The following is a 24,277-nucleotide window of genomic DNA, read 5'->3' as shown; positions in this document are numbered from 1 at the left end:
CACCGTCAACTCATCGAGACCCCGGAGCGGGACACCTGCGAGGCAGGTGCGGTGCTGCACCCGAACGCCGAGATCGGCGGCAACCGCCGGGCGCGATCCCCGAGACGACGAACACCTGCACCGAGCGGGGTGCGGGTGCGGCGTGCCAGCTCGGCCTGGAAGTCGAGACCCCGCCCGGCCGCGTGCGCCGAGTGCCGGGCGATCAAGTCAGTGGGGCGCACCCACTCCACGCCTCGCCCACGAACGAGCGCGTGCCGCTTGTCGTCGCGGGCGACCGGCGCGGCCCGCACCGCCTCCGGCGTACTCATCACTTCGACCGACTCGGGGCGCTCCCGCGGCTCCTCGGGCACCAGCCGTGCGGGATCGGGCCTCGCGGAATCGTTGCGCTGGGGGTTCTCAGTGGTGTTCATGGGATCGTCTCCTCCCGCTCGTCGGCGGTGTCAGTGGTGTCAGTGAGGTGCGCGACGGCGAACCAGCGGCCCACGGTCGAGGGATGCACCCCGAGTTCGCGGGCGATCCGCTTGTTCGACCAGCCCGCCTCGCGCAGCTCCCACCCCAGCGCCCGCCGATCCGCCACACCCTCATCGCGACGGTTGGCCTCCATCTCGCCAGGCGGCAGCGCAGGCATCGAATCCGCGGTGTTCGTCGAGAACGAGTCGGCAGTGGCGGGTTCCGCATGGGGGTCGGTGGTGCGGGTGAGAATCACGGTCAGGTGCGTGATGGCCAGCAGCACGACGGGCGGCACCGCGGCGACCGAGGCCGCGAGCATCCTTGGCACGTCGGCGTCCGCGGCGACGACAGCATGAATGGCGTTCGCCGTCACCGACACGAGCGCGCCGCCTACCAGCAGCGCCCACGGATACCAGGCCGAGCGCTGCCCGGCGAGCGCGACGACGGCAACCGTGGCGACGACGATGATGCCGTCCACGATCAGCGGCCACGCCCACGCCTGCCCAGCCCCGATCCCGGAGCGAGCAGCCAGATCGGCCAACGACGTGAACGACAGCCAGAACGCCCCGGCGGCGATGAACACCGTCCCCGCGACCGCCGTCATCGCGGCCCAGCGCCGCCCTCCCGATTCACGCCTCACAGCCCAGCCCTCCCCAAGGCTGCGGACGGTGGGCTCGCCGAGCGACCGAACCACCGACCCGCGCTCTGGCTCCGGCCGCCGGGCGTCACTTCGGATGCGGGCTGGGTGGCTCGGTAGGCGGAGCGCACGGTCGTGGTGATCTCGCGATCACCCAGACCCGCCGACTGTGCCGCAGCACCCAGCGCATCGAGCGCCTCGGCGGGCGAGACGCCGTTCTCTGCGAGGCGGCAGGCAGCCCAGAACAGGCCTCGGTTCCGCTCGCCCTCACCCCGCCCAGCGACCCACGTCGCCAACCGCTCAGCATCCTCATCCATCGAGCCGCTGCTGGCGCGTAGTGGAGCGACGGGGCGCGGGTCGAGGAAGTCCCGCAGACGGGCCGCGTCCACATGACCGACCGAGTGCGCGGCGATGTCCGCGACCTCGTAGCGGCACACACTGCCGTCGATGATTCGCCGGGAGGGAGGAGCGATGATGTAGCCGCCGTCGCCCCGGAAGTCGACGCCCGCGGTGGCTGCCTGCCACGACCGCTGCTCGCGGCCCGGGGTCGCCGGGAAGTACACGTGCGCGCCTCCGGTGGGTGTGCGCACGAGCAGACCCGCGCCATCGACGAGCCCCGCGTCGGTGGCGCGCTGGAACGCCGCGCGGCCGTCGTGGGGGCCGTGGACATCGACATCGACGACGACAACGCCGGATGGAGCGCCGGTCGGGATGCCGATGTTCGCGTTCGGTGTGCGCGACCACCACGCGGCAACCTGTTCCGGGTCGCTGCTCGCATCGAGGAACCCACGGCGGGTCAGCGGACGCTTCCCCTCGACGACGCACGGAAACACGGGCACGCCAGCCGCCGCGAGGCTCCGCGCCGCGAGCCCCAGGCTCGGTGAACGATCCACGCGAATGAGCGCCGCCAGGACATCGAATGCTTCGGGCATCACAGCCTCCGCCCTGCCAGCGCTGGCGCCGACGCAGCACGCGGACGATCGGTCTCCACCGAGTTCGCAGCCGTACGGGAGGTGCGCGGACTGGGAGCGTCGCGTTCGAGTCCGGGCGGGGTGCCGTCGCCGACCTGGAGCGTGTCGAGCTGGTCGAGGATCGCCAGCGCGGTCTTCCGCACCCGCTCGCCGGTGGACTGCACCACCTGGACGGGCTCTTGGCCGTCCACGCGGGCGGCCCAGGTCGAGACGTACGGGATCGTGTACCCGGTGGTGTCCATGCCGTGCGCGGCACCGATCATCAGCGCGACGGACTCGGCTTCGACCTCGCGGATGCCGCGATGCTGACGTGCTTCCTCGTCGTCGGGATCGTGCATCAGCACGTGCGCCAGCTCGTGCGCGAGCGTCTTGACCTGCGCAGCAGGGTCCATGTTCTCCCGCACCGCTACCGTGCGCTCCTCATAGTCGGTCATGCCGTTCGCGCCGGAGATCATCCCCTCGTGTGGCACCCGCAGCACCTCGAACCCCGCGCCGCGAATCTGCCCGGCCAGCCCGTCCCACAGCCCCGAGGGTGCTTCGCCTTCCAGCAGCGTCGGAGCGGGCGGAACTGGCAATGGTTCTCCGTCGGTCTGGGAGGCATCCCACACGTAGGCCGGCCGGGCTCCGACCATCCGCGAGCGCACCACCTCGCCGGCCTTCGGCGTCTCCCTCGGCCCGAGCCGCCGCCACGAGCCCGCATCGGCAGGGGTCGCGGTGGCGAACCGGCCCGTCACGGGCGCGAAGATCATGTAGCCCGGCTGGCCCTTCATCACCTGCCGACCGAGCCCCTGCCACTGCCGGTACCCGGCAACCAGGGTGGGGAAGGGTTCGGGCACGCGGCCTGCCTCGAACGCGGCTTCGTGCTGCACCCAGATCAGCATCGTGTTGTTGAACGACCGCGACCGGAACCGCGCCGCGAAGGCGAGCGCCTGGCGCCAGTCGTCACCCGAGACCAGCGACTCGACCGCGCCGGTCAGCTTCTCGTGCAGCTCGTCGAGCTTCGCCTCTCGCGCCGCGCGGGCGTCCTCGTTCGATGCCATGCTCCGGCCTCCTCTTCGGCGGGCCGCGACGCGGCTGCGCGCGGCGGTACACCTGGCAGGTAGGCGCGAACACCCGCGCCCAGACCGTGAGCTGGACATCGTTCACCTCCTTGAGGCAGCCCGAGCCGAGACCGGGACGCAACATTGAGCATGCTCAAAATGCCCCGGAGTCCTGTTCTAGCACTGACCGTTGAGCATGCGCAAGCCTTGATTTGTGCATGCTCAACGAGTACGGTTGAGCATGCACAACCACCTTCTGGGTGGACTACATCGATGCCTTGCCCGTTGCGAAGGGAAGGGGGTCACCGTCATGACCGAAGACGAGAGCCAGGCTGCGGCCGAAGACCTCGCCAAACGTCTGCGGCTCCTGATGGATGTCGCCGTCGCCGAGTCCGGCACGGAGCCGACCTACTCGCAGATCGCCGGCTACCTCCAAGAACGAGGCACCAACCTGTCGCGGTCGCGCTGGACGTACATGGTCAACGGCCACCGCTACGTCCAAGACCCCGCCGTCTTCGAAGGGCTCGCGGAGTTCTTCGACGTGGACGCCGCGTTCCTGCTCGGCGAGGACGGTGCTGCCACTCCCGAGAAGGTCTCTGCGCAGCTCGACCTGGTTCGGTCCATGCGTGCCGCGAAGGTGAAGTCCTACGCTGCCCGCACCCTCGGCGATATCTCGCCGAAAGCACTCCACGCCATCACCAAGTTCCTGGACGAGGAAATGACACACATGCCCGAGCACTGACCGGTACCGCACGATGGAGCCGCCACCGGTCCCTGCTCCCTACAGAGAAGGGGCGAACCGTGAAGATCGAACAGACCGTATCGGCGGCCGTCGCGGGCCTTGAGCTCGGCAATACCTTCGCCCTTGACGATCTCCTCCACACCGTCCAAGACCGGCGGCACCGTAGGCTCCGCGTCGTCGAACTCGCAGACCTCGACACCCACGACGGCCTCTGCGCGCTCTGGCTCTCCACCGATGCCGAAGACGTCGTGCTTCACGCCCGCAGCGACTCCGCGCTGCATCGCCAGCAGTTCGTGCTCCACGAGCTCGCCCACATGATCCTTGGCCACGGCGAAGGCGACGGCTGTGCAGTCGGGGAGGTACTGCTGCCCAACATCCCGCCGTACACCAGAGGTCGCCTGCTCAGGCGGCAAGACCTCGACAGCGAAACCGAGATCGCCGCCGAGTCCCTCGCCGACCGGCTCGCCGCCGGCATCCGAGGGTCGGTGTTCGCAGAGTCCAGATACTCGGAGATATTCGGATGATCCAGACGCTCGTCGCAACGCTCATGTGGGCGCTCGTGGCGAGCCTGCTCATCTTCCGACGCAAACGCACCGACCGAAGCATCACCTACGCCGCCCTCACCATCGCCATCGCGATGACGCTCAACGTGGATGCCGCCTACAGCGCCGTCGATCGACTGCTCGGTGGCACCAACCTCGCCACCCTGATCGCGGACGCGCTCCTGATGACCGGGCTGTTCTTCCTCGGCCGCGGCGTCATGAAGACCGGCGAGTACCGGCCCAGGCTCGTCCGAGCCGCCGTCAGCATCCCCGTCCTGCTCGTCGCGCTGCTCGCGATCACCGCATCGTTCCTGCTCATCGACCGCGGCACCACTACCACACGATTTATGATCGACCTCGGCGCACAGCCAGCGGCGGCGGTCTACTCGATCATCAACTTCACCTACTGCCTCGTCATTGTCGTGGCGATGCTCGTCCTCGCCATAAGGCAGTACCGGCACAACACCGGCATCCAGCACCTCCCCGCGGCACTGTTGAGCCTGGGGTCGGCGTTCGGCGTCGCGCTCTGCCTCGCCGTGATCGTCATGGACGTTGCCCACGCCACGGGCCACCTCGACCTCATGCACACTATCCAGTCCGCCTACGATCCGCTCTCCGTCCTGACCTTCGTGTTCCTCTGTGCCGGGTTCGCGATCCAGCCTGCCGTCCGTCGCGCTCAGCACCGCGCCCGGCAGAGGCAGACCGTCGCCCTCACAGCGCAGCTGGAGTCGCTTTGGCACCAGGCGACGCGCGCACGGCCCGGGCTGAGCCAGGCCGACCCCCTCGCCGCCAGTAGCGAAGACCCCGAAGGGCACCTCCACCGAGTGATCGTCGAAATCCGCGACGCGATGATCGACCCTCGCATCACCTTCGACATCAGCACCGACGACCGCGACCTGCTCGAACGCGCCGAGAGCCACCTCGTCGGAAGCGACAGTGCCCTCGCGACGACCTCGCCCGTTCCCTACGTCGAGGAGCGGGAGTCGTGATAGGCCGCATCGCTCTCGGCGCTGGGGCCGCGGCGGCAGCGGTTGCCGGGGTCGGGTGGGCCATCGCGCGGCGGCTCACCGCACCCGTCGGCCCACGAATGTTCGACCTCACCGTTCGAGGCGTCGAGTACACCGACGACGGCGACCTGATCGTGCTCGACCGCACCGACCAGGCCGCCGCGCCAGGCATCTACAATCTCTGGTTCGAGCACGGCGGCTGGGCGCAGCTCGCCACAGATAGCGTCGATCGAGGACCCACCCGCGTCGCTCGCAGGATCACGGGCACCACATCGGGTTTCACTCCGAAGACCGGCGATTGCGCCTCCTGGAGCGGCATCTACTACGCCACCCCAGCCGACGCCGGACTCCACACACGCGACATCACCATCACGACCCCCGCAGGACCATGCCCGGCCTGGCGCATCGACGGCGACCTCGCGACCTGGGCCATCCACATCCACGGCCTCGGCAGCACCCGCGCCGGCACCCTCCGCGGCGTCCTCGCCGCAACCGAACTCGGCTACACCTCCCTCGTCGTCAGCTACCGCAACACAGCAGAAGGGCCGCGAGTTGGCACCGGCCGGACGACCTTCGGCTACGCAGAGACGAGCGACGTTGACGAGGCCATCGGGTACGCCGTCCGACGAGGAGCCGAACAGGTCGTGATCTTCGGCTGGTCGATGGGTGCCGCTGTCGCTCTCCAGCTCGCCGACCACCCGCGACATCCGGGACTGATCGCCGCGCTCGTACTCGACTCCCCAGTCCTCAACTGGACCGAAGTCATCAAGTCCAACTGCGCCCGCAGCGGATGGCCTGCAGCAGCCGGGCACCTCGCGATCCCGTGGCTCACCCTCGACCCACTGGCACGCACAGTCGGCCTGCCAGGACGCATCCCACTTCCCACCTTCGACTGGACATCCCGAGCCGTAGAGCTCAACACGCCGACCCTGATCCTCCACGGCACCCGAGACGACTCCGTGCCGATCCGGCTCTCACAAGCACTCCGAGACGCTCGCCCGGACCTCGTTGAGCTTGAGACCTTCGATGCCGGCCACACCCTCTGCTGGAACAGCGATCTGGACCGCTGGCGGAACACGGTGACCGCCTGGCTCAAGGTGCGCATCCCACGCTGATCGGCAGAACGCAGCGGCCACTCTCGAAACCCGTCTCGTTCGGCCACGCCCGGAGAAACCCAACTCAAGCCGTACCTCAGCCGGTATCATCGTGGGTGTTGGCCTGCCTGGGCCATTGAGCGAGGGAGGACCAACGTGGCTGAGCCGTGGCTGTCCGCAGACGACATCGCCGCCCACCTCGGGGTCACCAAAGACACCGTCTACACCTGGATCGCCGAGAAGGCCATGCCCGCCCACAAGGTCGGACGCCTCTGGAAGTTCCAAGCCAGCGAGATAGACGACTGGGTGCGCGCGGGTGCGGCGGCCAGTGACCAAGAGCTCCACGTAGCCCATCCCGGTGTCGGTGGACGCTCCTACGCTCATGACAACGACGAGCACCGGGAGGGGGAAGATGAACCTGAAAGACGCCCAGCGCTTGGTGAAGTCCAAGCAACGCGTTGCGGACCACGGCGAGGTGTTCACGCCGGCGTGGATGGTCGAGGACATGCTCGACCTCGTTAAGCACGAGTCTGAGCGGATCGACTCCCGCGTACTCGAACCCGCCTGCGGCTCGGGCAACTTCCTCATCCCCGTCCTGGCTCGCAAGCTCGCCACGGTCGAGCTTCGGCACGGCAAGAGCGAGTTCGAGAAGCGCCACTACGCATTGTTCGCGCTCATGTGCACCTACGGTATCGAACTTCTCGCAGACAACGCCGAAGAGTGCCGTCACAATCTCGCCGAGGTGTTCAACACGTTCTTGGGTATCGGCAACGATGACCAGTGGGCACGAGCGGCCCGCGCGGTTCTCACCGTGAACATCGTCCAGGGCGATGCCTTGACCATGACCGTGCCAAGCGGCCAGCCGATCACCTTTCCTGAGTGGGGCTACCTCGGCAAAGGCAAGTTCCAGAGGCGCGACTTTCGCTACGACGACCTCACTCAGCGCGCCTCGTACGAGGGAACCCTATTCGGCGAGCTCGATGACGAGGACCTGTTCGTCCCCGCGCAGACTTACCCGACGATGACCGTCATTCAGATCGCCGAGGCCGCCGCGTGACCCTTGCACCTTTGACTCTCCGAGGGCACAACCCGGATGTCTTGACCTGCATCGCGAACCTCTCCAACGATGAGGTCTTCACCCCGCCGGAGTTCGCGAACCAGATGCTCGACACGCTTGCCGCCGCGTGGGCAGACGCCAACGACGGCGCCGACATCTGGGCCAACCCCGATGTCACGTTCCTCGATCCGTTCACCAAGTCTGGTGTGTTCCTCCGCGAGATCGTGCGCCGACTCACCGACGGCCTGATCCTGACGATCCCCGACCTCACCGAACGCGTCGATCACATCCTCACCCACCAAGTGTTCGGCATCGGGATCACCCAGCTCACGGCGCTGCTCGCGCGCCGGAGCGTCTACTGCTCGAAGTTCGCCAACGGCCCGCACTCGATCGCTAGGTCATTCACGACCGAGGACGGCAACATCTGGTTCGAGCGCACCGAGCACACCTGGGGCGGCGGGAAGCGGGAGTTCCGTGCTGATCCACTGACCAGCGAGGAAGTCGCCGTCTATACCAACCGCAAGTGCATCTACTGCGGCGCAGGCGAGGATGACTACGCCCGTGGTGACGACCTTGAGACTCACGCCTACGCCTTCATCCACACCGACGACATCAAAGCCCGCATCGCGGAGCTGTTCGGAGACACCATGCAGTTCGACGTCATCATCGGCAACCCGCCCTACCAGCTCAGCGACGGCGGTCATGGGACCAGCGCCGCCCCGATCTATCAACTCTTCGTAGAGCAGGCCAAGAAACTCGACCCGCGTTTCTTGTCCATGATCGTTCCCTCGCGTTGGTTTGCGGGAGGAAAAGGCCTCGATGAGTTCAGGGAGTCAATGCTGACCGACAGCCGCGTGCGGGCAATCAACGATTACCTGAGCGCTTCGGACGTGTTCCCAGGCGTCGGACTAAAGGGCGGGGTGTGCTACTTCCTCTGGGATCGCGACCACCCCGGACTCTGCGAGGTCACCACCCACTTCAAGGATTGGCCGACGACCACGGCCACTCGCTCTTTGCTCGAACCAGGCGCGGATGTCTTCATCCGGTTCAACGAGGCTCTGTCAATCTTGCGCAAGGTGATTGCCGTCGAGACCGGGCAGGAGCACTCGCTGGCACTGCCGGAGAGCAAGCGCTTCGAAAGGCTGGTCAGCTCCCGTAAGCCCTTTGGATTTGAGACCACGTTCAAGGGCAGAGCGTCAAAGGCGCCTGGCGACGTGCTCATCTACCAGAACGGTGGGACTGGGTATGTGGACCGAGCATCGATCCCTTCGGGCGCTCACCTCATCGATGGCTGGAAGGTTTACGTTGGCCGCGCCGCGCCCGGCACGGGAAATAAGGACACCTATCCCCATCGGATCATCAGCACTCCCTTCCTTGGCGAGAGCGGGAGCATCTCCTCCGAGACGTACCTCTGCATCGGAACCTTCGATACACGAGGAGAGGCGGAGAGCGCGCTGTCGTACCTCCGCTGCCGTCTGACGCGCTTTCTCATCCTCCTTCACAAGCCCTCGCAAGACACCACGCGGAAGGTCTATGCCTTCGTTCCGACCCAGGATTGGACGCGAGACTGGAACGATCATGATCTTTACGAGAAGTACGGACTCTCGGAAGACGAGATCGACTTCGTCGAGCGGATCGTTCGCCCGATGGAGGCGGACGAGTGAAGCGGGAGATTGACGAACTCCTCCCCAAGAAGCCCGAGGCGCGACTGCGAATCTACGCATGGTCGCCGAACGATCCACCAGTCGGCTACGCGGGGCTTCTCAAGGTGGGCCAGACGACGAAGGCGGATGTGAACGCGCGCATCCGCGAGTCTCAGGGGCAGATGCAGCAGGCATACACGCTGCACGTTGATGAGCTCGCCGAACGAGGCGACGGGACGGTGTTTCGCGACTCAGATGTGCGCCAACGGCTGATCGACAAGGGCTTCGAGAACCCGATCTTCGGCTCAGCGCGAGAGTGGATGTGGTGCACCCCAGACGATGTGCGCACGGCGATCACTGAGCTTCGCACAGGCGTGAAGCTCAGTGGAACCCATCATGAGAAGTTTCCGATGCGCCCGGAGCAAGCCAGCGCCGTGGACAAGGCCGAGGGCTACTACAAGTCCATCTGGGCCGAGGACTCTCACGCGGTGCCACGGTTCCTGTGGAACGCCAAGATGCGCTTCGGGAAGACCTTCGCCTCCTACCAACTCGCGAAGCGGCTCGGCGCCAAACGCATCCTCGTGGTCACCTTCAAGCCCGCAGTGGAGGACGCCTGGCAGACCGACCTGGAGTCTCACGCCGACTTCGACGGCTGGCAGTACCTCTCCTCGGCCACCGGGGGCAGCCCAGATGAGGCGGACAAGACTCGGCCACTGGTCTACTTCGGATCGTTCCAGGACCTGCTCGGGCGAGATCGGAAGACCGGCCTCATCAAGGCGAAGAACGAGTGGGTCCACACCACCAACTGGGACCTCGTCATCTTCGATGAATACCACTTCGGTGCGTGGCGAGAGTCCGCCAAGGAGCTGTTCGAGGGCGAGGACGAGAAAGTCAAGCAGAAGGAACTGGCCGCGGAGTACAACGACGGCCTCGTGGCCTTCGACGAGGAGCTTGACGAACTCGGCAACGACGAGGACGACTTCCTGCCGATCACCACCCGCGCCTACCTGTACCTGTCGGGCACGCCATTCAAGGCGCTGGCAACCGGTGAGTTCATCGAGGAGCAAATCTTCAACTGGACCTACACCGATGAGCAGCGCGCCAAGGCCGAGTACGCCGTCGCGCAACCGGACGCCTGGAACCCGTACGGGTCGCTCCCGGAGATGCGTCTGTTCACGTACCAGATGCCTGACGAGTTGATTGCCGTTGCGAATCAGGGAGAGTTCGACGAGTTCGACCTCAACGAGTTCTTCGAGGCAAAGGGCATCGGTAAGGACGCCGAGTTCACCCACAAGACCGACGTGCAGAAGTGGCTCGATCTCGTCCGCGGCGCTCACCTTCCCACCCAGGTCGACGCGATGCGGATGGGCACCCGCCCGCCATTCCCGTACTCCGATGTCCGACTCCTGCCGTACCTTCAGCACTCGTTCTGGTTCCTGCCCAACGTTGCTGCCTGCGAGGCAATGTCGAACCTGCTCGCGGAGAAGCAGAACGTGTTCTGGCACGACTACAAGGTCCTCGTCGTCGCGGGTCCCGGCGCGGGCATCGGGCTGGATGCTCTCCCGCCAGTGCGGGCGGCGATCGGCGACGGCCACGACACCAAGACGATCACCCTGTCGTGCGGCAAGCTCACCACGGGCGTCACCGTCAAGCAGTGGTCCTCGATCCTGATGTTGCGCAACCTCAACTCACCCGAGACCTACTTTCAGGCAGCGTTCCGCGTACAGTCACCGTGGTCGATCAAGAATCCCGACGGAGACAACCCGAGCGCCGAAGCAGTCCTCAAGCCTGTGTGCTTCGTGTTCGACTTCGCGCCCACTCGCGCGCTGCGTCAGATCGCCGACTACGGCGCCGGTCTCTCGCCGGAGACGCCGAACCCTGAGCAAGCCGTCGAGGAGCTCGTGAAGTTCCTGCCCGTGTTGGCGTACGACGGGTCGAATATGACCCAGGTCGATGCCGGCGGCATCCTCGACATCGCCATGTCGGGCACCTCCGCGACCCTCCTGGCCCGCAAGTGGGAGTCCGCAATCCTCGTCAACGTCGACAACGACACCCTGCGCAAGATCATGAACAACCCCGACGCCCTCAACGCCGTCATGAACATCGAAGGCTTCCGCGCGCTCGGCAGCGACATTTTCGAGACCGTCGTGAACAAGAGCGACGCCGTGAAGAAGGCGAAGAAGGAGAAGGGCGACGACATTACTCCGGCGGAGAAGAAGGAGTTGACGGAGGAGGAGAAGGAGTACAAGTCCAAGCGGACGCAGATTCAGGAGAAGCTGGTCAAGTTCGCCACCCGCGTCCCTGCGTTCATGTACCTGACCGACTTCCGTGAGAACACTCTTACCGACGTCATCACCAAGCTCGAACCCGGCTTGTTCCGCACCGTCACCGGACTGACCGTCGAGGACTTCCACCTCCTCGTGAATCTCGGCGTCTTTAACGCCACCCATATGAACCAGGCCGTCTTCGCCTTCCGCCGCTACGAGGACTCCTCCTTGTCCTACACCGGCATCGAGTCCCACAAGGGCCTGCGCCGCTACGGCCTCTACGACACCGTCGTCGCCGTCAACGACGAGACCGCAGTCTGACCACCCGTCAGCCCGAATCGAGAGAGCCGCATGTACTTCTAGACCCCGTGCAGCATCGAGGAGATGCTCACCGCCATCCGCAAGCGCGAGTATCTGATGCCAGCTATCCATCGTGAATTTGTCTGAGGCACGGATACCCTGTCGGCTCCTTCCTGCTCTGGAACTTCAAGCCCGAGACCGCGCAGTCGTACACGTTCTACGAGTTCCTGACGAACTACCGCGAGCGCGACAACCTTACGCGGACAAGACAACGGTTCCCTCCGGGCAGCAAGACCCTTCAGCCGATTGGTCAGAGGTACCGGCAGATCGACTCGGGTGTGCAGGCCTCCGGCGGCGTCTGTGCTGCGTTCGCGCGGAGCTCGGCGACGCTGGTACGGAGCAGGCGGAGCTGCTCGAGCTGCTCGTCGATCTCGACCAGTCGCCGGTCGAGGAGGTCTCGAACATGACCGCACGGCGACCCGCCCGCGTCACGTACTTCGAGGATCTCGGCGGTTTGCGCGAGGGTGAGCCCTGCTGCGCGGGCCCGGTCGATGAATTCGAGCCGCTGCACCGCCTCGTCGCCGTAGTTGCGGTACCCGGCCGGGGTGCGCTCCGGCGGTTGGAGCAGCCCGCGCTCCTCGTAGTACCGCAGCGTGGACGCCCTCGTCTTCGCCTTCCCCGCGAGTTCTCCGATCCGCATCGTCACCTCGGCCACCGACTTGACCTTCAAGCATACTTTAAGGTCCATTCTTTCAGGAGTGGCCGCATGAGTGGCCGGTTCGAACTGGAGGAGGCATCGTGACATGGCACACGGAGGTTGATCTCGTGGTGATCGGGACGGGCGGGGCGGCGATGTCCGCAGCGATCCACGCGCGCCTCGAGGGGGCCAGCGTGGTCGCCATCGAATCGGGAACCCTCGGCGGTACCTGCGTGAACGTGGGTTGTGTGCCGTCCAAGACGCTTCTCGCGGCCGCGCACACCCGGCACTCCGCCCTCACGAACCGGTTCTCAGGCGTCCCCAGCTCTGCTGGGATGGTCGATCTCAGCGCGCTCATCGAGCAGAAGGATGATCTGGTTGGGATGCTCCGCCAGACCAAGTACGCCGACATCGCCGCTGCCTACGGGTTTGACATCCTCCCGGGCACTGCAACGTTCACAGACGCGGGAACCCTGCTCGTGGATGGACGACCGGTGCGCGCGAAGTCGTATCTCGTCGCCACCGGCGCCGAGCCGCACGTGCCGGCAATCCCTGGGCTTGAGCAGGTTGATTACCTCACGTCGACCACAGCGATGGAACTGACGGAACTGCCCGCGTCGCTCGTGGTGATCGGCGGTGGCTTCGTCGGCCTGGAACAGGCGCAGCTGTTCGCCCGGCTCGGAGTAGAGGTCACCGTCATCGGTCGGCTCGCCCCGCACGCCGAACCGGAACTGTCATCCGAGCTCCGCAAGGCCTTCCTGGCCGAGGGGATCAGCGTCATCGGCGACCGCGCAGCCACGATCACCCAGCACGAGGGCCTGGTCCAGGTGACGACCCGCAACGGGAAGGACGCGACCGGTGAACGTGTCCTCGTTGCCACCGGTCGCACCCCGCGCACCGAAGGGCTCAACCTTCCTGCTGCGGGTATCGCGACCGACGAGCGCGGCTTCGTCATCGTAGACGAGCAGCAGCGGACCACGAACCCGGCTGTGTTCGCCGCCGGTGACGTCACTGACGTGCCCCAGTACGTGTACGTCGCCGCGAGGACTGGGAAGATCGCCGCGCACAACGCCCTGGGTCACGACGAGCGAGTCGACTACACCGGGTTGCCGTCTGTGCTGTTCACCTCACCCCAACTGGCCTCCGCCGGGATCACCGAAGCCAGCGCCATCGCCGCCGGATACCGGTGCGCCTGCCGATTCCTACGACTTTCCGACGTGCCCAGGGCCATCGCCAACCACGACACACGCGGCGGCATCAAGGTCGTCGCCGACGCCGACACCGGCAAAGTCCTCGGTATCCACGCCCTCGCCGACACCGCTGGGGAGATGATGCTCGCCGCAACCTACGCCATCACCGCCGGATTCACCGTCACCCAACTCGCCGACACCTGGGCCCCCTACCTCACCATGGCCGAAGGCATCCGCCTCACCGCGAACCTCTTCCGCAACGAACTCCCCACCTCCTGCTGCGCCTGACACAAGAGCCGGGCCCAGCGATGTGGTGATCCAAGTGATATCCGCGACGCCTTCAACACCGGCACCGACCGCGTGATCGACGCCTACGCGGTCAGCGTGGGCTCAGTTGAGGCAGCGGCGCCGAGCACGTCGTCTGGGCCGCTCACACGCGCAGCGCACCGGGACACTCAGCCGCCAGGTAGCAACCACAGCACGCTGCCATCTACGCAGTCGGCTACGAGTTCAGAGGCCGAAGGCACCACCACTGACGAGGATGAAGATGCCCAGGCCGATGAGCACGATCGGGAACAGGATGTGTTCCCAGCGTTCCAGGAGTTCGGCGATCGGTCGGCGGGTGGCGACGAACTTGCCCAGGCCGACGAGGGCGGCGACCAGGGCGAGGAACACGATGCAGTACGCCACCACGGCCGCTGGGCCCACGCTGAGGAAGACCGGGACGTAGACGCCGATGTTGTCCCCGCCGTTGGCGAAGGTCACCCCGGCCACCGTCCACACCCCAACCTTCTTGCCCTCGACCTTTGCCTCATCGTCATCGTCGGCACCGCGGTTGCGCCAGGCTTGCCACGCAGCCCAAAGTCCCAACCCCAGCGGAATGAGTCCGAAGTAGGGGATGACCTCTGGCGGCAGGAACGCTCCCGCCCCGAGCGTCACCAGCACGGAAGCGCCCAGGATGCCAGCGAACCCGAGGTACTGTCCGACCAGGATTCGGGCGGTGGTCCCGCGCTGGCCCGCGCCTCGGGCGAAGAACAGTGAGAGCACGATGATGTCATCGATGTTCGTGGCGATGAATAGGCCGATCGCCTGCAGGACGGAGGACAGGATCATGCGCCCACCGCCGCGTTACAGCCGCCTGGCGACCCAGCGGTTCCGGCAGCCGCGTGCCGTTGATACTCTGCGACCATCATTGTCCGTTCCTGGTGTGGTGTGGGCCTCGGAGGTAAAGCAGGACGCCCAGGGCGACGCCGAAACCGAGGATGACGTCGGCAAGGTTGCCGATGAACAGGTTGCCGTAGGCGAGGAAGTCGGTGACGTGACCGCGGCCAAACTCGGGAGGGGCGAACAGCCGGTCCAGCAGGTTGCCGACCGCGCCTCCCCACACCAGGCCGATCGCGACCGCCCACCCGACGGTGCGGGCGCGGGTTGCGGCGACGAGTAGAGCGACAGAGGCCGCCGCGGCGATGACGGTGAGCAGCCAGGTTGCGCCGGCTCCGAGGGACATCACGGTGCCGGGGTTGAACGCGAGCTGCAAGCCGAGCCAGTCTCCCAAGAGCGGAATACGGTCATCCTCGCTGAGCTGAGCGAGGGCGAGTGCCTTGCTGCCTTGATCGATCAGCACCGCGCCAGCGGCGACGGCGCACGCGAGCAGGAACCAGCGGAGCCGGACGCGCGCCGCCGCCGGGCCGGCAGAACTCGCTTCCACGGCATCCGCTTTTCCCGGGGAGGGAGCGGAGCCGTCAAGGGGATCGGTCATGCCTTCGTGCGCCGCGCCGCGCGGAGCCCGTTGAGGATGACGACGACTTCAGCGACCTCGTGTACAAGCACGACCGCGGCGAGCCCGAGGACTCCGGTAATCGCCAGCGGCAGCAGCACCACGATGATCGCGATCGACAACACGACGTTCTGGTTGATTATGTTGCGGCCGCGGCGGGCGTGGGCGAGGGCCTGTGGGATGAGGCGCAGGTCGTGGCCGGTGAACGCGACGTCGGCCGACTCGATCGCAGCATCGGCGCCCTTGGCTCCCATCGCGATCCCCACATCCGCGGCCGCCAGCGCGGGAGCGTCGTTGATGCCGTCCCCGATCATGGCAGTGGGCTGAGACTTCGACAACTCCGCGACGGCGGTGGCCTTGTCCTCGGGGCGCAGCTCGGCGCGCACGTCCATGATGCCGGCCTGGCCGGCCAGCGCTGCGGCGGTGCGGGCGTTGTCGCCGGTGAGCATCGTCACCCCGATCCCGCGGCGGTTCAGCGTGGCGATGACCTCGGGAACCTCTGGGCGCAGTTCGTCACGCACCCCGATCGCGCCAGCCGGCCGGTCGCCGCGGTGGACGATGACGACGGTCATCCCCTCGGATTCCATCACCTGCACCTGGTCGGCCAGCGTGCCGGCGTCCAGCCAGCGGGGGCTACCGACGGCGAGACGGGCACTACCGAGCGTGCCGGTGATGCCGCGCCCGGCGGTCTCGGTGACGTCGTGCGCGGTCGGGGCGTCGGGGACGGCCTTCGTGATCGCGGCGGCCAGCGGGTGCGTGCTGTGACCTTCCAGGCTCGCCGCCCACGCCAGCACCTCATTCTCGGTCGCGCCGGTGGTGACGACGCGGGTCACCGTGGGCTCGTTGCGGGTCAGCGTGCCGGTCTTGTCGACGGCGACGTGGCGGATGCCGCCGAACCGCTCGAACGCGGCCCCGGACTTCACGACCACACCGAACTTCGACGCCGCGCCGATCGCGGAAACAACGGTGACCGGGACGGCGATCGCCAGCGCGCACGGCGAGGCTGCGACCAGCACCACCAGAGCGCGGGTGATCCACAGCTCAGGGTCGCCGCTCAACAGCGACCCAAGCACGCCGACCAGCACGGCGAGGATCATCACGCCGGGCACCAGCGGGCGGGCGATCCGGTCGGCCAGGCGGGCACGGTCGCCCTTCTCGGCCTGCGCCTGCTCGACCAGCTCCACGATGGTGGTGAGCGAGTTGTCGGTGCCGGCGGCGGTGGCCTCGACCTCGAGCACGCCGGTGGTGTTGATCGACCCGGCCGAGACGTCGGTGCCCGGTTCGACCTCGACCGGGATCGATTCACCCGTGATCGCGGACGTGTCCAGGCTGCTCCGCCCGGCCCGCACGGTGCCGTCGGTGGCGATCCGTTCGCCCGGCCGGACCACCAGGACATCCCCGACGCGCAGCTCCTTCGCCTCGACCTCGGCGGTGGCGTCGCCGCGCTTGACGAGTGCGGTTTCGGGCACGAGCTTCAACAGCGCCCGCAACCCTGCGCGGGCGCGGTCCATCGCCTTGTCCTCCAGCGCCTCCGCGATGGAGTACAGGAATGCCAGCGCGGCGGCCTCCTCGACGTAGCCGAGGATCACCGCGCCGGTCGCGCTGATCGTCATCAGCAGCCCGATGCCGAGCTTGCCCTTGGTGAACAGCTTGCGCAGCGCGCCCGGCACGAACGTGTACGCGCCCAGCAGCAGGCCGATCCAGAACAGCACCAGGCCCGCGGTCTCCGCGCCGGTCCACTCGCACACCAGGCCGGCGGCGAACGCGACGCCGGAGGCGATCGGGATCAGAACGCTCGGGCTCCGATACCACGGCCGGTCATCGTCATCATCGTGGTCGTCGAGGTCGACATGCTCGACCTGCGAACCCGTGACCGCGCTCACGCCCGCACCTCCCCCGCCTGGCAACCCTCGACCCCGCAGTCCGGGTCCATGCACGGCACGCTCTCGTCGACCGCGAGCGTGACATCCACCAGCGCCGTCAGCGCGCGGGCCAGGTGCGGGTCTGCCACCTCGTAGCGGGTCTGTCGGCCCTCGGGCTCGGCCACCACGATCCCGCACCCGCGCAGGCATGTCAGATGGTTCGACACGTTCGAGCGCGACAACCCCAGCTCGCGGGACAGCACCGCCGGGTAGCTCGGCCCGGCCAGCAGGGTCAGCAGAATGCGGGAGCGGGTCGGGTCGGCCATAGCTCGGCCGAGCCGGTTCATCACGTCGAGTCGATCGGAAATAGTCAGCATACGATGACTATACACTGTACGACGTACAGTCGGCGCCAGGTGTCCTCATGAGCGGCGAGTCAGTTGACAGCTCCCTACCAGCGAGCGTGGCGAAGTGCTCGAAGATCCGTCGTGGAGAATATGTCCCGTTCCTCCGTGCCGGCGTCCCGCTCGATTAAGGTCGACGACTACTTGGCCGCCGCATGCCTGCTGCCGAACCTTCAGTTGCTGAGTGGGGCCGCCAACATCGAGAAGCAGGATGGACTGCCTGCGGAGTGGATGGACACCGCCTTCCCGAGCGAAGGACAAGCGAGCTACGTACCTTGCCGAGGACGACCTCGACGGCCTTCCGCTCGACTTGGCCGACTTCACCTCGTTCTTCGAGCAGCGCAAGCAGCGAGTCCGGGTCCGCCTGCTCGCCGCTCTGGGAACGACACCGGGAGCACCGGAGGACGCCGCTCTCTCGTAGCCCACGTTCACGCGGCGAGCAGTGACAGCGCGGACACAGCCTGGAGGGGTAGCAATCCGTTGCCGAGGGCGGTGATCTGTTGATTCTGCGTCAGGCCGCCGCTATCGGTGACCCATCCAGTCGGCAGGCCCATGAGCCATTCGACGAATGCCGGTGCTGGGCGGGGGCCGTCGGCGTCGTCAGGGGAGGGCTGGCGCTGACGCGTCTCCTCCCGCTCGCCGGCGGCGTCATCATTGGTGTCGGGAAGGTGCGCGGCGGCGAACCATCTCCCCACAGTTGCCGGATGCACCTGCACCTCGCGGGCAATCCGCTTGTTCGACCAGCCCGCGGCCCGCAACGCCGCAGCACGAGCCCGGCGATCAGAACGACCAGGGGTTTCATCCGAGGCTAAGGACAACTCCCGCTCATCGGCCAGAGGTTCAGAGGCAACGGACAACAACGACTTTGAGTGGACAACACCCTGCGGTCCGGCATACACCTCGGACAGCATCTCCGGGATCTCGGACAACACCTCAGGCTGCCCCGGCAACTCCTGTGGGAAGGTGCGGGTGAGGATCACGGTGAGATGGGTGATCGCCAGCAGCACCACCGGCGGTACCGCGGCCACCGAGGCAGCCAGCAGGCCGGGCACATCGGCGTCCGCAGCGACCACAGCGTGGATCGCATTCGCCGTCACCGACACCAGCGCCCCGCCGACCAGCAGCGACCAGGGATACCAGGCTGAGCGTTGCCCAGCCAGCGCCACCACCGCGACCGTCGCCACCACGATGATCCCATCAACGATCAACGGCCACGCCCACGCCTGTCCCCGGTCGACCCCGGAACGCGCCGCCAGATCGGCGAGCGCGGTAAAGCTCAGCCAGAACGCACCCAACGCGATGAACACCGTCCCCACCACTGCGGTGCGCCCCGCCCACTGCCTACCGGTCGTCTTCATCACAGCCTCCGCCCACCCATGCCTGGGTTCGGGGCGTTGGCTCGCTCGAACCAGGCGCCGCCACCGAGGCCGGGGCCACCGGCTTCGGGCGCGGGGTGCGCGATCCGGTAGGCGGAGCGCACCGTGGTGGCGATCTCGCGTTCGCCCAGCCCGGCCTGGCTGGCGGCTGCGCTGAGGACATCGAGCGCATCCGAGGCAGAGACATCACTCTCGGCCAAGCGGCACGCGGCCCAGAACAGCCCCCGGTTCCGCTCACCCTCACCACGCCCAGCGACCCAGAACGCCAGCCGGTTCATATCCGCCAACCGCACCAACCCACGACCCTGCCGCACGACCGGTCCCGGACGTGGATCGAGGAAGTCCCGCAGCCGACGCGAGTCCAGCGCAGCGGCAGGCTGGTCGCCGACATTGACGACCTCGTAGCGGATCGGGACACCGCCGACGATGCGAACCGAGGGCGACACGATGATGTACCCGCCATCACCCCGGAAGTCCACCCCCGCACGAGCGGCCTGCCATGACCGCTGCTCGACCCCCGCCGTCGCAGCGAAGTAGGCGTGCAGGCCACCCGTCGGGGTCTCCACCAGCAGACCCCAGCCATCGACGAGCCCGGCTCGCTCGGCGCGGGCGAACGCTTGCCGCCCATCAACCGGGCCATGCACGTCCACATCCACCACGACCATCCCCGACACCACGCCAGTCGGGACACCCAGGTTCGCCTCCGGAGTCCGCGACCACCACGCCTCGACCCGGCCGATGTCGGTGGTGGCATCGTGGAACCCCCGCGTCGTGAGCGGACGCTTCCCACTCGGCTGGCAGGGGAACACCGGCACCCCCACCTGCGCGAGATGCCGGGCCGACGCCGCCAGCGTCGAAGCACCACTGGCACGCAACAACGCCCTGGTGAAGTCGGCACGCGCGGGCATCACAACCCCCGACCCGCCACCACCGGCACCCTCGCCGCCGGCCGATGCTCCGACGGCGGCGGCACATGCAGCGCCTTCGGCTCCGCAGTGGGAACATCACGCGCAAGACCAGGCGGCGTGCCATCGGCGACCTGGAACGTGTCCAGCTGGTCGAGGATGCCCAGCGCCGTCCTCCGCACCCGCTCACCGGTCGCCTTGACGACCTCCACAGGTTCAGCGTCCTTGACCGACGACGCCCACCCCGCCACATACGGAATCGTGTAACCACTGGTATCCAACCCGTGCGCAGCACCGACCATCAACGCCACGCTCTCGGCCTCCACCTCACGAACACCCCGATGCTGGCGAGCGTCCTCATCCTTGGGGTCGTGCATCAGCACATGCGCCAGCTCGTGCGCCAACGTGGCGATCTGATTGACCTCCGTCACATCGGTACGCACCGATACCTGCCGAGCGACGTAGTCGGTCAGGCCGTCCGCGCCGCCGATCCGCCCGTCATCCGGGACACGCAGCACCTCGAACCCCAACGCTTCGACCTGCATGGCCAGGCCATCCCACAGTCCCTGCGGGGCTTCGCCGTCCAGCAGCTTCGGTGCGAGTGGCTCAGGGATCGGATCGCCCTCGGTCTGCGTCACGTCCCACACATAGGCGGGCCGAGCGCCCACCATCTTCGTGCGCACTACCTCGTTGACCTTGTGCTTCTCGCGCGGACCCAAACGACGCCACGACGACGGATCACCAGGATTCGACGAGGCGAACCGGCCGGTCACCGGAGCGAAGATCATGTAACCCGGCTGGCCCTTCTGCACCTGCTGGCCAAGCTGCTGCCACTGCCGATACCCAGCCACATACGACGGCACCGGCCCGGGCACCCGGCCAGCCTCGAACGCAGCCTCGTGCTGAACCCAGATCAGCAGCGCGTTGTTGAACGAGCGCGATCGGAACCGGGCCGCGAACGCCAACGCGCGGGCCCAGTCCCGCCCGGAGACCAGCGTCTCCACCGCGCCAGTCAGCTTCTCGTGCAGCTCATCGAGCTTCGCGTCCCGCTTGGCTCGTACTTCCTCCGTCGCAGTCATCCTGGACCTTCCCTCCGCCGAGATCACCCGATCGTCGGTGACCGTGAGGTACGCCAGGAACATCAAGAAGCACGGCGGGCCAGGGGTGCGACCAAGACCGCCAGGCGACAACACGAACCTGACGAGTCCCTACCGGACTACATCACCGACCGGCTATGAGAGGCCCAGGGAAGACAGACGTCCCGAAATCGGGCACTGAACACGACGAGATCGGGTACATCAGTTGCGCCCACACGACCCTTGGCGTCGTCGGTAGGCACCCGGCGTCAGTCCGACGTACTGACGGAACAGTTCCGTGCCGTGACTTCGGCTGCGCCATCCGACCCGCCACATTGCCTCGGTGACAGTGAGGTCCGTCTCGCGCAGGTACCTTGCCAAGCGTTCGGCTCGCACCATCGTTAGGAACGCGAGCGGTGTCTTGCCAAAGGCGTCGACGAACACCCTGCCTAGCTGAGCAGGCGACAGGTGTACTTCCATGGCCAAAGCGGCGAGAGTCCATCGCCGCTCGGGTGATGTCCGCAACAGCTCAGCAACTCTGCGGGCCTCCTCCCTGATGGGAGCGAACCGTCGTTCCCTCGGCAAGGTTGGCCGGACATGACTCGGCCGGGCGGCTGATATCCGCACCGGGGACGCCTTGATGAACGGGGCAATGACGTGTGCTATGGAAAACCACAGGGCCTGCATCCGGAAGAAGTAGCGAGCAACGGGCCGCTCGGCGCTCAGCGCGACCATCTCGTCGAGCCAAGTTGTGAGTGTCTCGGCCTGCCTTTCACCGAGGCTGAGAACCTGCGCTGGCTCGGCGTAGATGGTCGCCGCGAAGTCCTGAGCATCAAGCCGATCCCGCACGAGCCCAGCGTGCTGCCAGTAGACCTGATCGATCACATAGTCCGTATCCGCATGGATCGTGGTCAAGGTGATGTGGCCCTCAGGCTCGCTTCCGCACAGGACGTTTGCTGCAAGGAGGACCACATCCCCCGTCTTCACAAGCCTTTGCCCCAACTCGCCAACGAGGAGTGCGCTACCACTACGGATCACGATGACTCTGACACAATCGAGAGCCGCGGGGCCGATGGGGCGAGAGCCGGCGTACGTGCATGCCCAAACCGGCCAGTAGTCGCTGCCGACCCGCAGTGGCTCAGACATGTAGGCAGTACCGCACCCGCAGCGGTCTACTCAGCGAGCGCCTGGTCGAGCATGGTGGTGAGGTCATCAAGGGTCTCAGGACTGATCAACTCTGCATTGAGGAAGAAGGTTGGCGTACCAGTCACGCCCAGGGCCACACCGTCGTTGAAGTCGTTGCGGATGAACTGGAGCGTGGCCTCAGAGTTGTACGCGGCGTCCCATTGCTCAAGGTCGAGGCCGAGTTCTTGGGCGTACTGGCGGAACAGGTCGTCTTTGGGTATCTGCTGTTCACCCCACTCGGTCTGGGTCTGGTACATCTTGGTGTACATCGCTTCAAGTTCTCCTTGCTGAGCGGCGGCTTCGACCGCTCTGGCCGCGCGTTCGCTGTTGAAGTGGCTGGGTAGCGGGAAGTACCGGATGACAAAGGACACTCGATCGCCGTAGGTCTGCCGGAGTTGCTCGATCGCCGGGAAGACCGCGGCGCAGGCCTCGCACTCGAAGTCCAGGAACTCTACGAAGGTCACAGTGGCATCTGGCACGTCGTTGAGTCGGCGGGAGTCTTCGCGTACCACGAGCGCGCCGGAGGTTTCGGTGGGGACGGGTGTGGACGGCTCGACGACGGCGGCGGGCTGGCGACTGGCTTGGATGATGCCGAAGATGACCACCGAGATCACCAGCACCGCGCAGATCAAGATGATGGTTCTTCGGGCGCCACGTTCCCCTGGTTCGGGGCGTTCGTCGACGATTGGCTTCTTGGGCTTCTGATTGCTGGGCATGTAGGGCTCCTTGCCGGAAGATGTGGGTAGGACGCGTGCTGACTGGCGGCGACGCGGTGTGTGGGCAGGTCGTTTGGTTGGGGTCCTTACCCGAAGAGGGCTGGACCGTATTTGGCGAGCACCAAGGTGGTGATCGCTCCGAGCCAGAGCACGACGAGCAGGTTGTCGACTCCCAGGCGAAGCCCTTTGGTCAAGGTCTTGTGCAGGCTCGTTGGGAGGAACAGGTTGTTGTCGCGCAGGTTGACGTGGGTGAGTGATGCGAACACCAAGGTGGTGGACACAGTCACCAACAGGCACCAGGGGCACAGCGCCCCGATGACAAAAGTGGACTCAAAGAACAGCCAGTAGGCGAACACGAAGCCCAGGCCATAGACGATCTGGGCGGCGAGCATGAAGCCTCGCGGAAACCTGACGCCGGCGAGGCTGGCGACCGCGATGGTGATGACTACGGGCTCGGCCATCAGGCCGAGGAACGCGTTCGGGAATCCGAACAGTCCGGCCTGCCAGGATCTGGCGACTGCGCTGCAGTTGATGACCTCGTTGAGGTTGCATGGGAGTCCGACTTTGGGGTTGGCCGCTAGCCGGATGGCGTCGGTTGACAGGACGAAGGAGGCGTACAGGCTGAGGCAGGCCGAGAAGAGCATGGTGGAGAAGATCCACCTGTCGGTCTGTCTGAAACGGTGGATGCGCTCCAAAAGGTCGTCTGATGTGGTCAAGGTGGTTGGACCTGTCTGTCGTCGTTCGGACGCACCGCAGCGCCGCGCCGAGCACCAGGACCTCGGCGTTCACCGAAAGGGCGCTCGTCTGCGCACGGGTGCGAGTTGAGTCGATCAGCAGGACAGGGCGGGTGGGCCTCGGCGTTGAAGCGGGTGATAGGGGCGACGTCCGGGGGTGGCCACCACGAGGGCCGTGACGGCAACGTGGGTAGGCACGGTAAGGGTCGCCGGCCTGGCATCACTTAGGCGTGTCCGGAACCAGTCGCGGGCCGTCTTTGCTGCCTGGCGGGCGTAGAGTCCCACGCCGAGCCCGAGCAGCAGAACGACCAGGCCGGCGATCAAGGTGGTTGCTGAGAGCACCATGAAGGACTGTGCGAAGCGTCCGAAGTTCAGCCCTGGCAGGTAGCTGTGCTCTGGGCACAGCTCGGACTCGACCAACAGATCGAGGTGGACGCCGAACGGCGCGATCAGGGGCACCTGCGGCATACAGGCTGTATCGGCGATGTTCACCGATCTCACTCCGGTAGCAAGGTTGCTCGCACCGATGAGCATCAACGCGGCGGCGCCTGCGGCGCCGCCGCGTTGTGATCTCATGCTCGCTCCTCGGGTTGTCGATGAGTCTA

At 66.5% G+C, this 24,277-nt stretch carries 25 protein-coding genes; 9 read left to right on the top strand and 16 right to left on the bottom strand.

Features of this window, described 5'->3' with window-relative positions:
- Positions 1 to 5: 5 nt before the first annotated feature.
- The 4 genes from BW730_RS01965 to BW730_RS01950 are packed head-to-tail and all read right to left on the bottom strand — an operon-like array spanning position 6 to position 3,098.
- Entirely contained in the window at positions 6 to 410 is a 405-nt protein-coding gene (locus tag BW730_RS01965) for a hypothetical protein (RefSeq protein ID WP_077684802.1), read from the bottom strand.
- Positions 407 to 1,090 (bottom strand): DUF2637 domain-containing protein, encoded by a 684-nt coding sequence (locus BW730_RS01960; protein ID WP_226996986.1) that lies wholly within the window; start codon positions 1,088 to 1,090, stop codon positions 407 to 409. The genes BW730_RS01965 and BW730_RS01960 overlap by 4 nt, the downstream gene beginning before the upstream one ends.
- Positions 1,087 to 2,019 carry a bifunctional DNA primase/polymerase gene (locus BW730_RS01955; RefSeq protein ID WP_013601298.1) on the bottom strand — a complete coding sequence of 311 codons (933 nt, stop codon included), beginning with the start codon at positions 2,017 to 2,019 and terminating at the stop codon, positions 1,087 to 1,089. Before BW730_RS01955 ends, BW730_RS01960 begins: the two co-directional genes overlap by 4 nt.
- Positions 2,019 to 3,098 (bottom strand): ArdC-like ssDNA-binding domain-containing protein, encoded by a 1,080-nt coding sequence (locus tag BW730_RS01950; protein WP_026926276.1) that lies wholly within the window; start codon positions 3,096 to 3,098, stop codon positions 2,019 to 2,021. Before BW730_RS01950 ends, BW730_RS01955 begins: the two co-directional genes overlap by 1 nt.
- A 310-nt stretch (positions 3,099 to 3,408) precedes the next feature.
- Here BW730_RS01950 and BW730_RS01945 point away from each other — a divergent pair, with 310 nt between their 5' ends.
- The 8 genes from BW730_RS01945 to BW730_RS01910 all read left to right on the top strand — a co-directional run bounded on the left by BW730_RS01945 (position 3,409) and on the right by BW730_RS01910 (position 11,771).
- Positions 3,409 to 3,840 carry a hypothetical protein gene (locus BW730_RS01945; protein WP_013601296.1) on the top strand — a complete coding sequence of 144 codons (432 nt, stop codon included), beginning with the start codon at positions 3,409 to 3,411 and terminating at the stop codon, positions 3,838 to 3,840.
- Positions 3,841 to 3,899: 59 nt separating this feature from the next.
- Positions 3,900 to 4,364: a hypothetical protein gene (locus BW730_RS01940; protein ID WP_013601295.1), complete on the top strand. Its 465-nt coding sequence runs from the start codon at positions 3,900 to 3,902 to the stop codon at positions 4,362 to 4,364.
- Positions 4,361 to 5,371 (top strand): MAB_1171c family putative transporter, encoded by a 1,011-nt coding sequence (locus tag BW730_RS01935; protein WP_026926277.1) that lies wholly within the window; start codon positions 4,361 to 4,363, stop codon positions 5,369 to 5,371. Before BW730_RS01940 ends, BW730_RS01935 begins: the two co-directional genes overlap by 4 nt.
- The gene (locus tag BW730_RS01930; protein WP_026926278.1) at positions 5,368 to 6,504 is read left to right on the top strand and encodes an alpha/beta hydrolase; all 1,137 of its coding nucleotides are present in this window, start codon (positions 5,368 to 5,370) and stop codon (positions 6,502 to 6,504) included. The genes BW730_RS01935 and BW730_RS01930 overlap by 4 nt, the downstream gene beginning before the upstream one ends.
- A gap of 135 nt (positions 6,505 to 6,639) precedes the next feature.
- Positions 6,640 to 7,005, top strand: coding sequence for a helix-turn-helix domain-containing protein (locus tag BW730_RS20470; RefSeq protein WP_226996985.1), 366 nt, complete (start codon positions 6,640 to 6,642; stop codon positions 7,003 to 7,005).
- Positions 6,896 to 7,540, top strand: coding sequence for an N-6 DNA methylase (locus tag BW730_RS01920; protein ID WP_026926279.1), 645 nt, complete (start codon positions 6,896 to 6,898; stop codon positions 7,538 to 7,540). The genes BW730_RS20470 and BW730_RS01920 overlap by 110 nt, the downstream gene beginning before the upstream one ends.
- Positions 7,537 to 9,204 carry an Eco57I restriction-modification methylase domain-containing protein gene (locus BW730_RS01915; RefSeq protein ID WP_026926280.1) on the top strand — a complete coding sequence of 556 codons (1,668 nt, stop codon included), beginning with the start codon at positions 7,537 to 7,539 and terminating at the stop codon, positions 9,202 to 9,204. The genes BW730_RS01920 and BW730_RS01915 overlap by 4 nt, the downstream gene beginning before the upstream one ends.
- Positions 9,201 to 11,771: a DEAD/DEAH box helicase family protein gene (locus tag BW730_RS01910; protein WP_026926281.1), complete on the top strand. Its 2,571-nt coding sequence runs from the start codon at positions 9,201 to 9,203 to the stop codon at positions 11,769 to 11,771. Before BW730_RS01915 ends, BW730_RS01910 begins: the two co-directional genes overlap by 4 nt.
- A gap of 289 nt (positions 11,772 to 12,060) precedes the next feature.
- On the opposite strand, the gene BW730_RS01905 is transcribed toward BW730_RS01910, so the two are convergent.
- On the bottom strand, positions 12,061 to 12,480 hold the full coding sequence (locus BW730_RS01905; protein WP_428829745.1) for a heavy metal-responsive transcriptional regulator: 420 nt from the start codon (positions 12,478 to 12,480) through the stop codon (positions 12,061 to 12,063).
- Between the two features lie 68 nt (positions 12,481 to 12,548).
- Between BW730_RS01905 and merA the strand changes: the two genes are divergently transcribed.
- Entirely contained in the window at positions 12,549 to 13,925 is a 1,377-nt protein-coding gene (merA, locus tag BW730_RS01900) for a mercury(II) reductase (RefSeq protein ID WP_035757281.1), read from the top strand.
- 222 nt (positions 13,926 to 14,147) lie between these two features.
- Here the strand turns inward: merA and BW730_RS01895 are convergent, their stop codons facing one another.
- The 11 genes from BW730_RS01895 to BW730_RS01840 all read right to left on the bottom strand — a co-directional run bounded on the left by BW730_RS01895 (position 14,148) and on the right by BW730_RS01840 (position 24,248).
- The gene (locus tag BW730_RS01895; protein ID WP_026926284.1) at positions 14,148 to 14,750 is read right to left on the bottom strand and encodes a cadmium resistance transporter; all 603 of its coding nucleotides are present in this window, start codon (positions 14,748 to 14,750) and stop codon (positions 14,148 to 14,150) included.
- 76 nt (positions 14,751 to 14,826) lie between these two features.
- On the bottom strand, positions 14,827 to 15,345 hold the full coding sequence (locus tag BW730_RS01890; RefSeq protein WP_028707544.1) for a signal peptidase II: 519 nt from the start codon (positions 15,343 to 15,345) through the stop codon (positions 14,827 to 14,829).
- A 47-nt stretch (positions 15,346 to 15,392) separates the two neighbouring features.
- On the bottom strand, positions 15,393 to 17,297 hold the full coding sequence (locus BW730_RS01885) for a heavy metal translocating P-type ATPase (RefSeq protein ID WP_145952683.1): 1,905 nt from the start codon (positions 17,295 to 17,297) through the stop codon (positions 15,393 to 15,395).
- Positions 17,294 to 17,653 (bottom strand): Cd(II)/Pb(II)-sensing metalloregulatory transcriptional regulator CmtR, encoded by a 360-nt coding sequence (gene cmtR / locus BW730_RS01880; RefSeq protein WP_026926287.1) that lies wholly within the window; start codon positions 17,651 to 17,653, stop codon positions 17,294 to 17,296. Before cmtR ends, BW730_RS01885 begins: the two co-directional genes overlap by 4 nt.
- 455 nt (positions 17,654 to 18,108) lie before the next feature.
- Positions 18,109 to 18,987, bottom strand: coding sequence for a DUF2637 domain-containing protein (locus tag BW730_RS01870; protein WP_237267980.1), 879 nt, complete (start codon positions 18,985 to 18,987; stop codon positions 18,109 to 18,111).
- 50 nt (positions 18,988 to 19,037) lie between these two features.
- Entirely contained in the window at positions 19,038 to 19,964 is a 927-nt protein-coding gene (locus tag BW730_RS01865) for a bifunctional DNA primase/polymerase (protein ID WP_077684799.1), read from the bottom strand.
- Positions 19,964 to 21,103: an ArdC-like ssDNA-binding domain-containing protein gene (locus BW730_RS01860; protein WP_226996984.1), complete on the bottom strand. Its 1,140-nt coding sequence runs from the start codon at positions 21,101 to 21,103 to the stop codon at positions 19,964 to 19,966. Before BW730_RS01860 ends, BW730_RS01865 begins: the two co-directional genes overlap by 1 nt.
- 156 nt (positions 21,104 to 21,259) lie before the next feature.
- Positions 21,260 to 22,183, bottom strand: coding sequence for a helix-turn-helix domain-containing protein (locus BW730_RS01855; protein WP_077684798.1), 924 nt, complete (start codon positions 22,181 to 22,183; stop codon positions 21,260 to 21,262).
- 26 nt (positions 22,184 to 22,209) lie between these two features.
- Positions 22,210 to 22,938, bottom strand: a complete 729-nt coding sequence (locus BW730_RS01850; protein WP_077684797.1) for a DsbA family protein — start codon at positions 22,936 to 22,938, stop codon at positions 22,210 to 22,212.
- An 86-nt stretch (positions 22,939 to 23,024) separates the two neighbouring features.
- Entirely contained in the window at positions 23,025 to 23,654 is a 630-nt protein-coding gene (locus BW730_RS01845) for a vitamin K epoxide reductase family protein (RefSeq protein ID WP_026926293.1), read from the bottom strand.
- Positions 23,655 to 23,768: 114 nt separating this feature from the next.
- Positions 23,769 to 24,248: a hypothetical protein gene (locus BW730_RS01840; RefSeq protein WP_026926294.1), complete on the bottom strand. Its 480-nt coding sequence runs from the start codon at positions 24,246 to 24,248 to the stop codon at positions 23,769 to 23,771.
- Positions 24,249 to 24,277 lie beyond the last annotated feature (29 nt).

The sequence above is a fragment of the Tessaracoccus aquimaris genome, from assembly GCF_001997345.1.
GTDB lineage: Bacteria > Actinomycetota > Actinomycetes > Propionibacteriales > Propionibacteriaceae > Arachnia > Arachnia aquimaris.
This window is presented reverse-complemented; position numbering and strand designations above follow the sequence as displayed.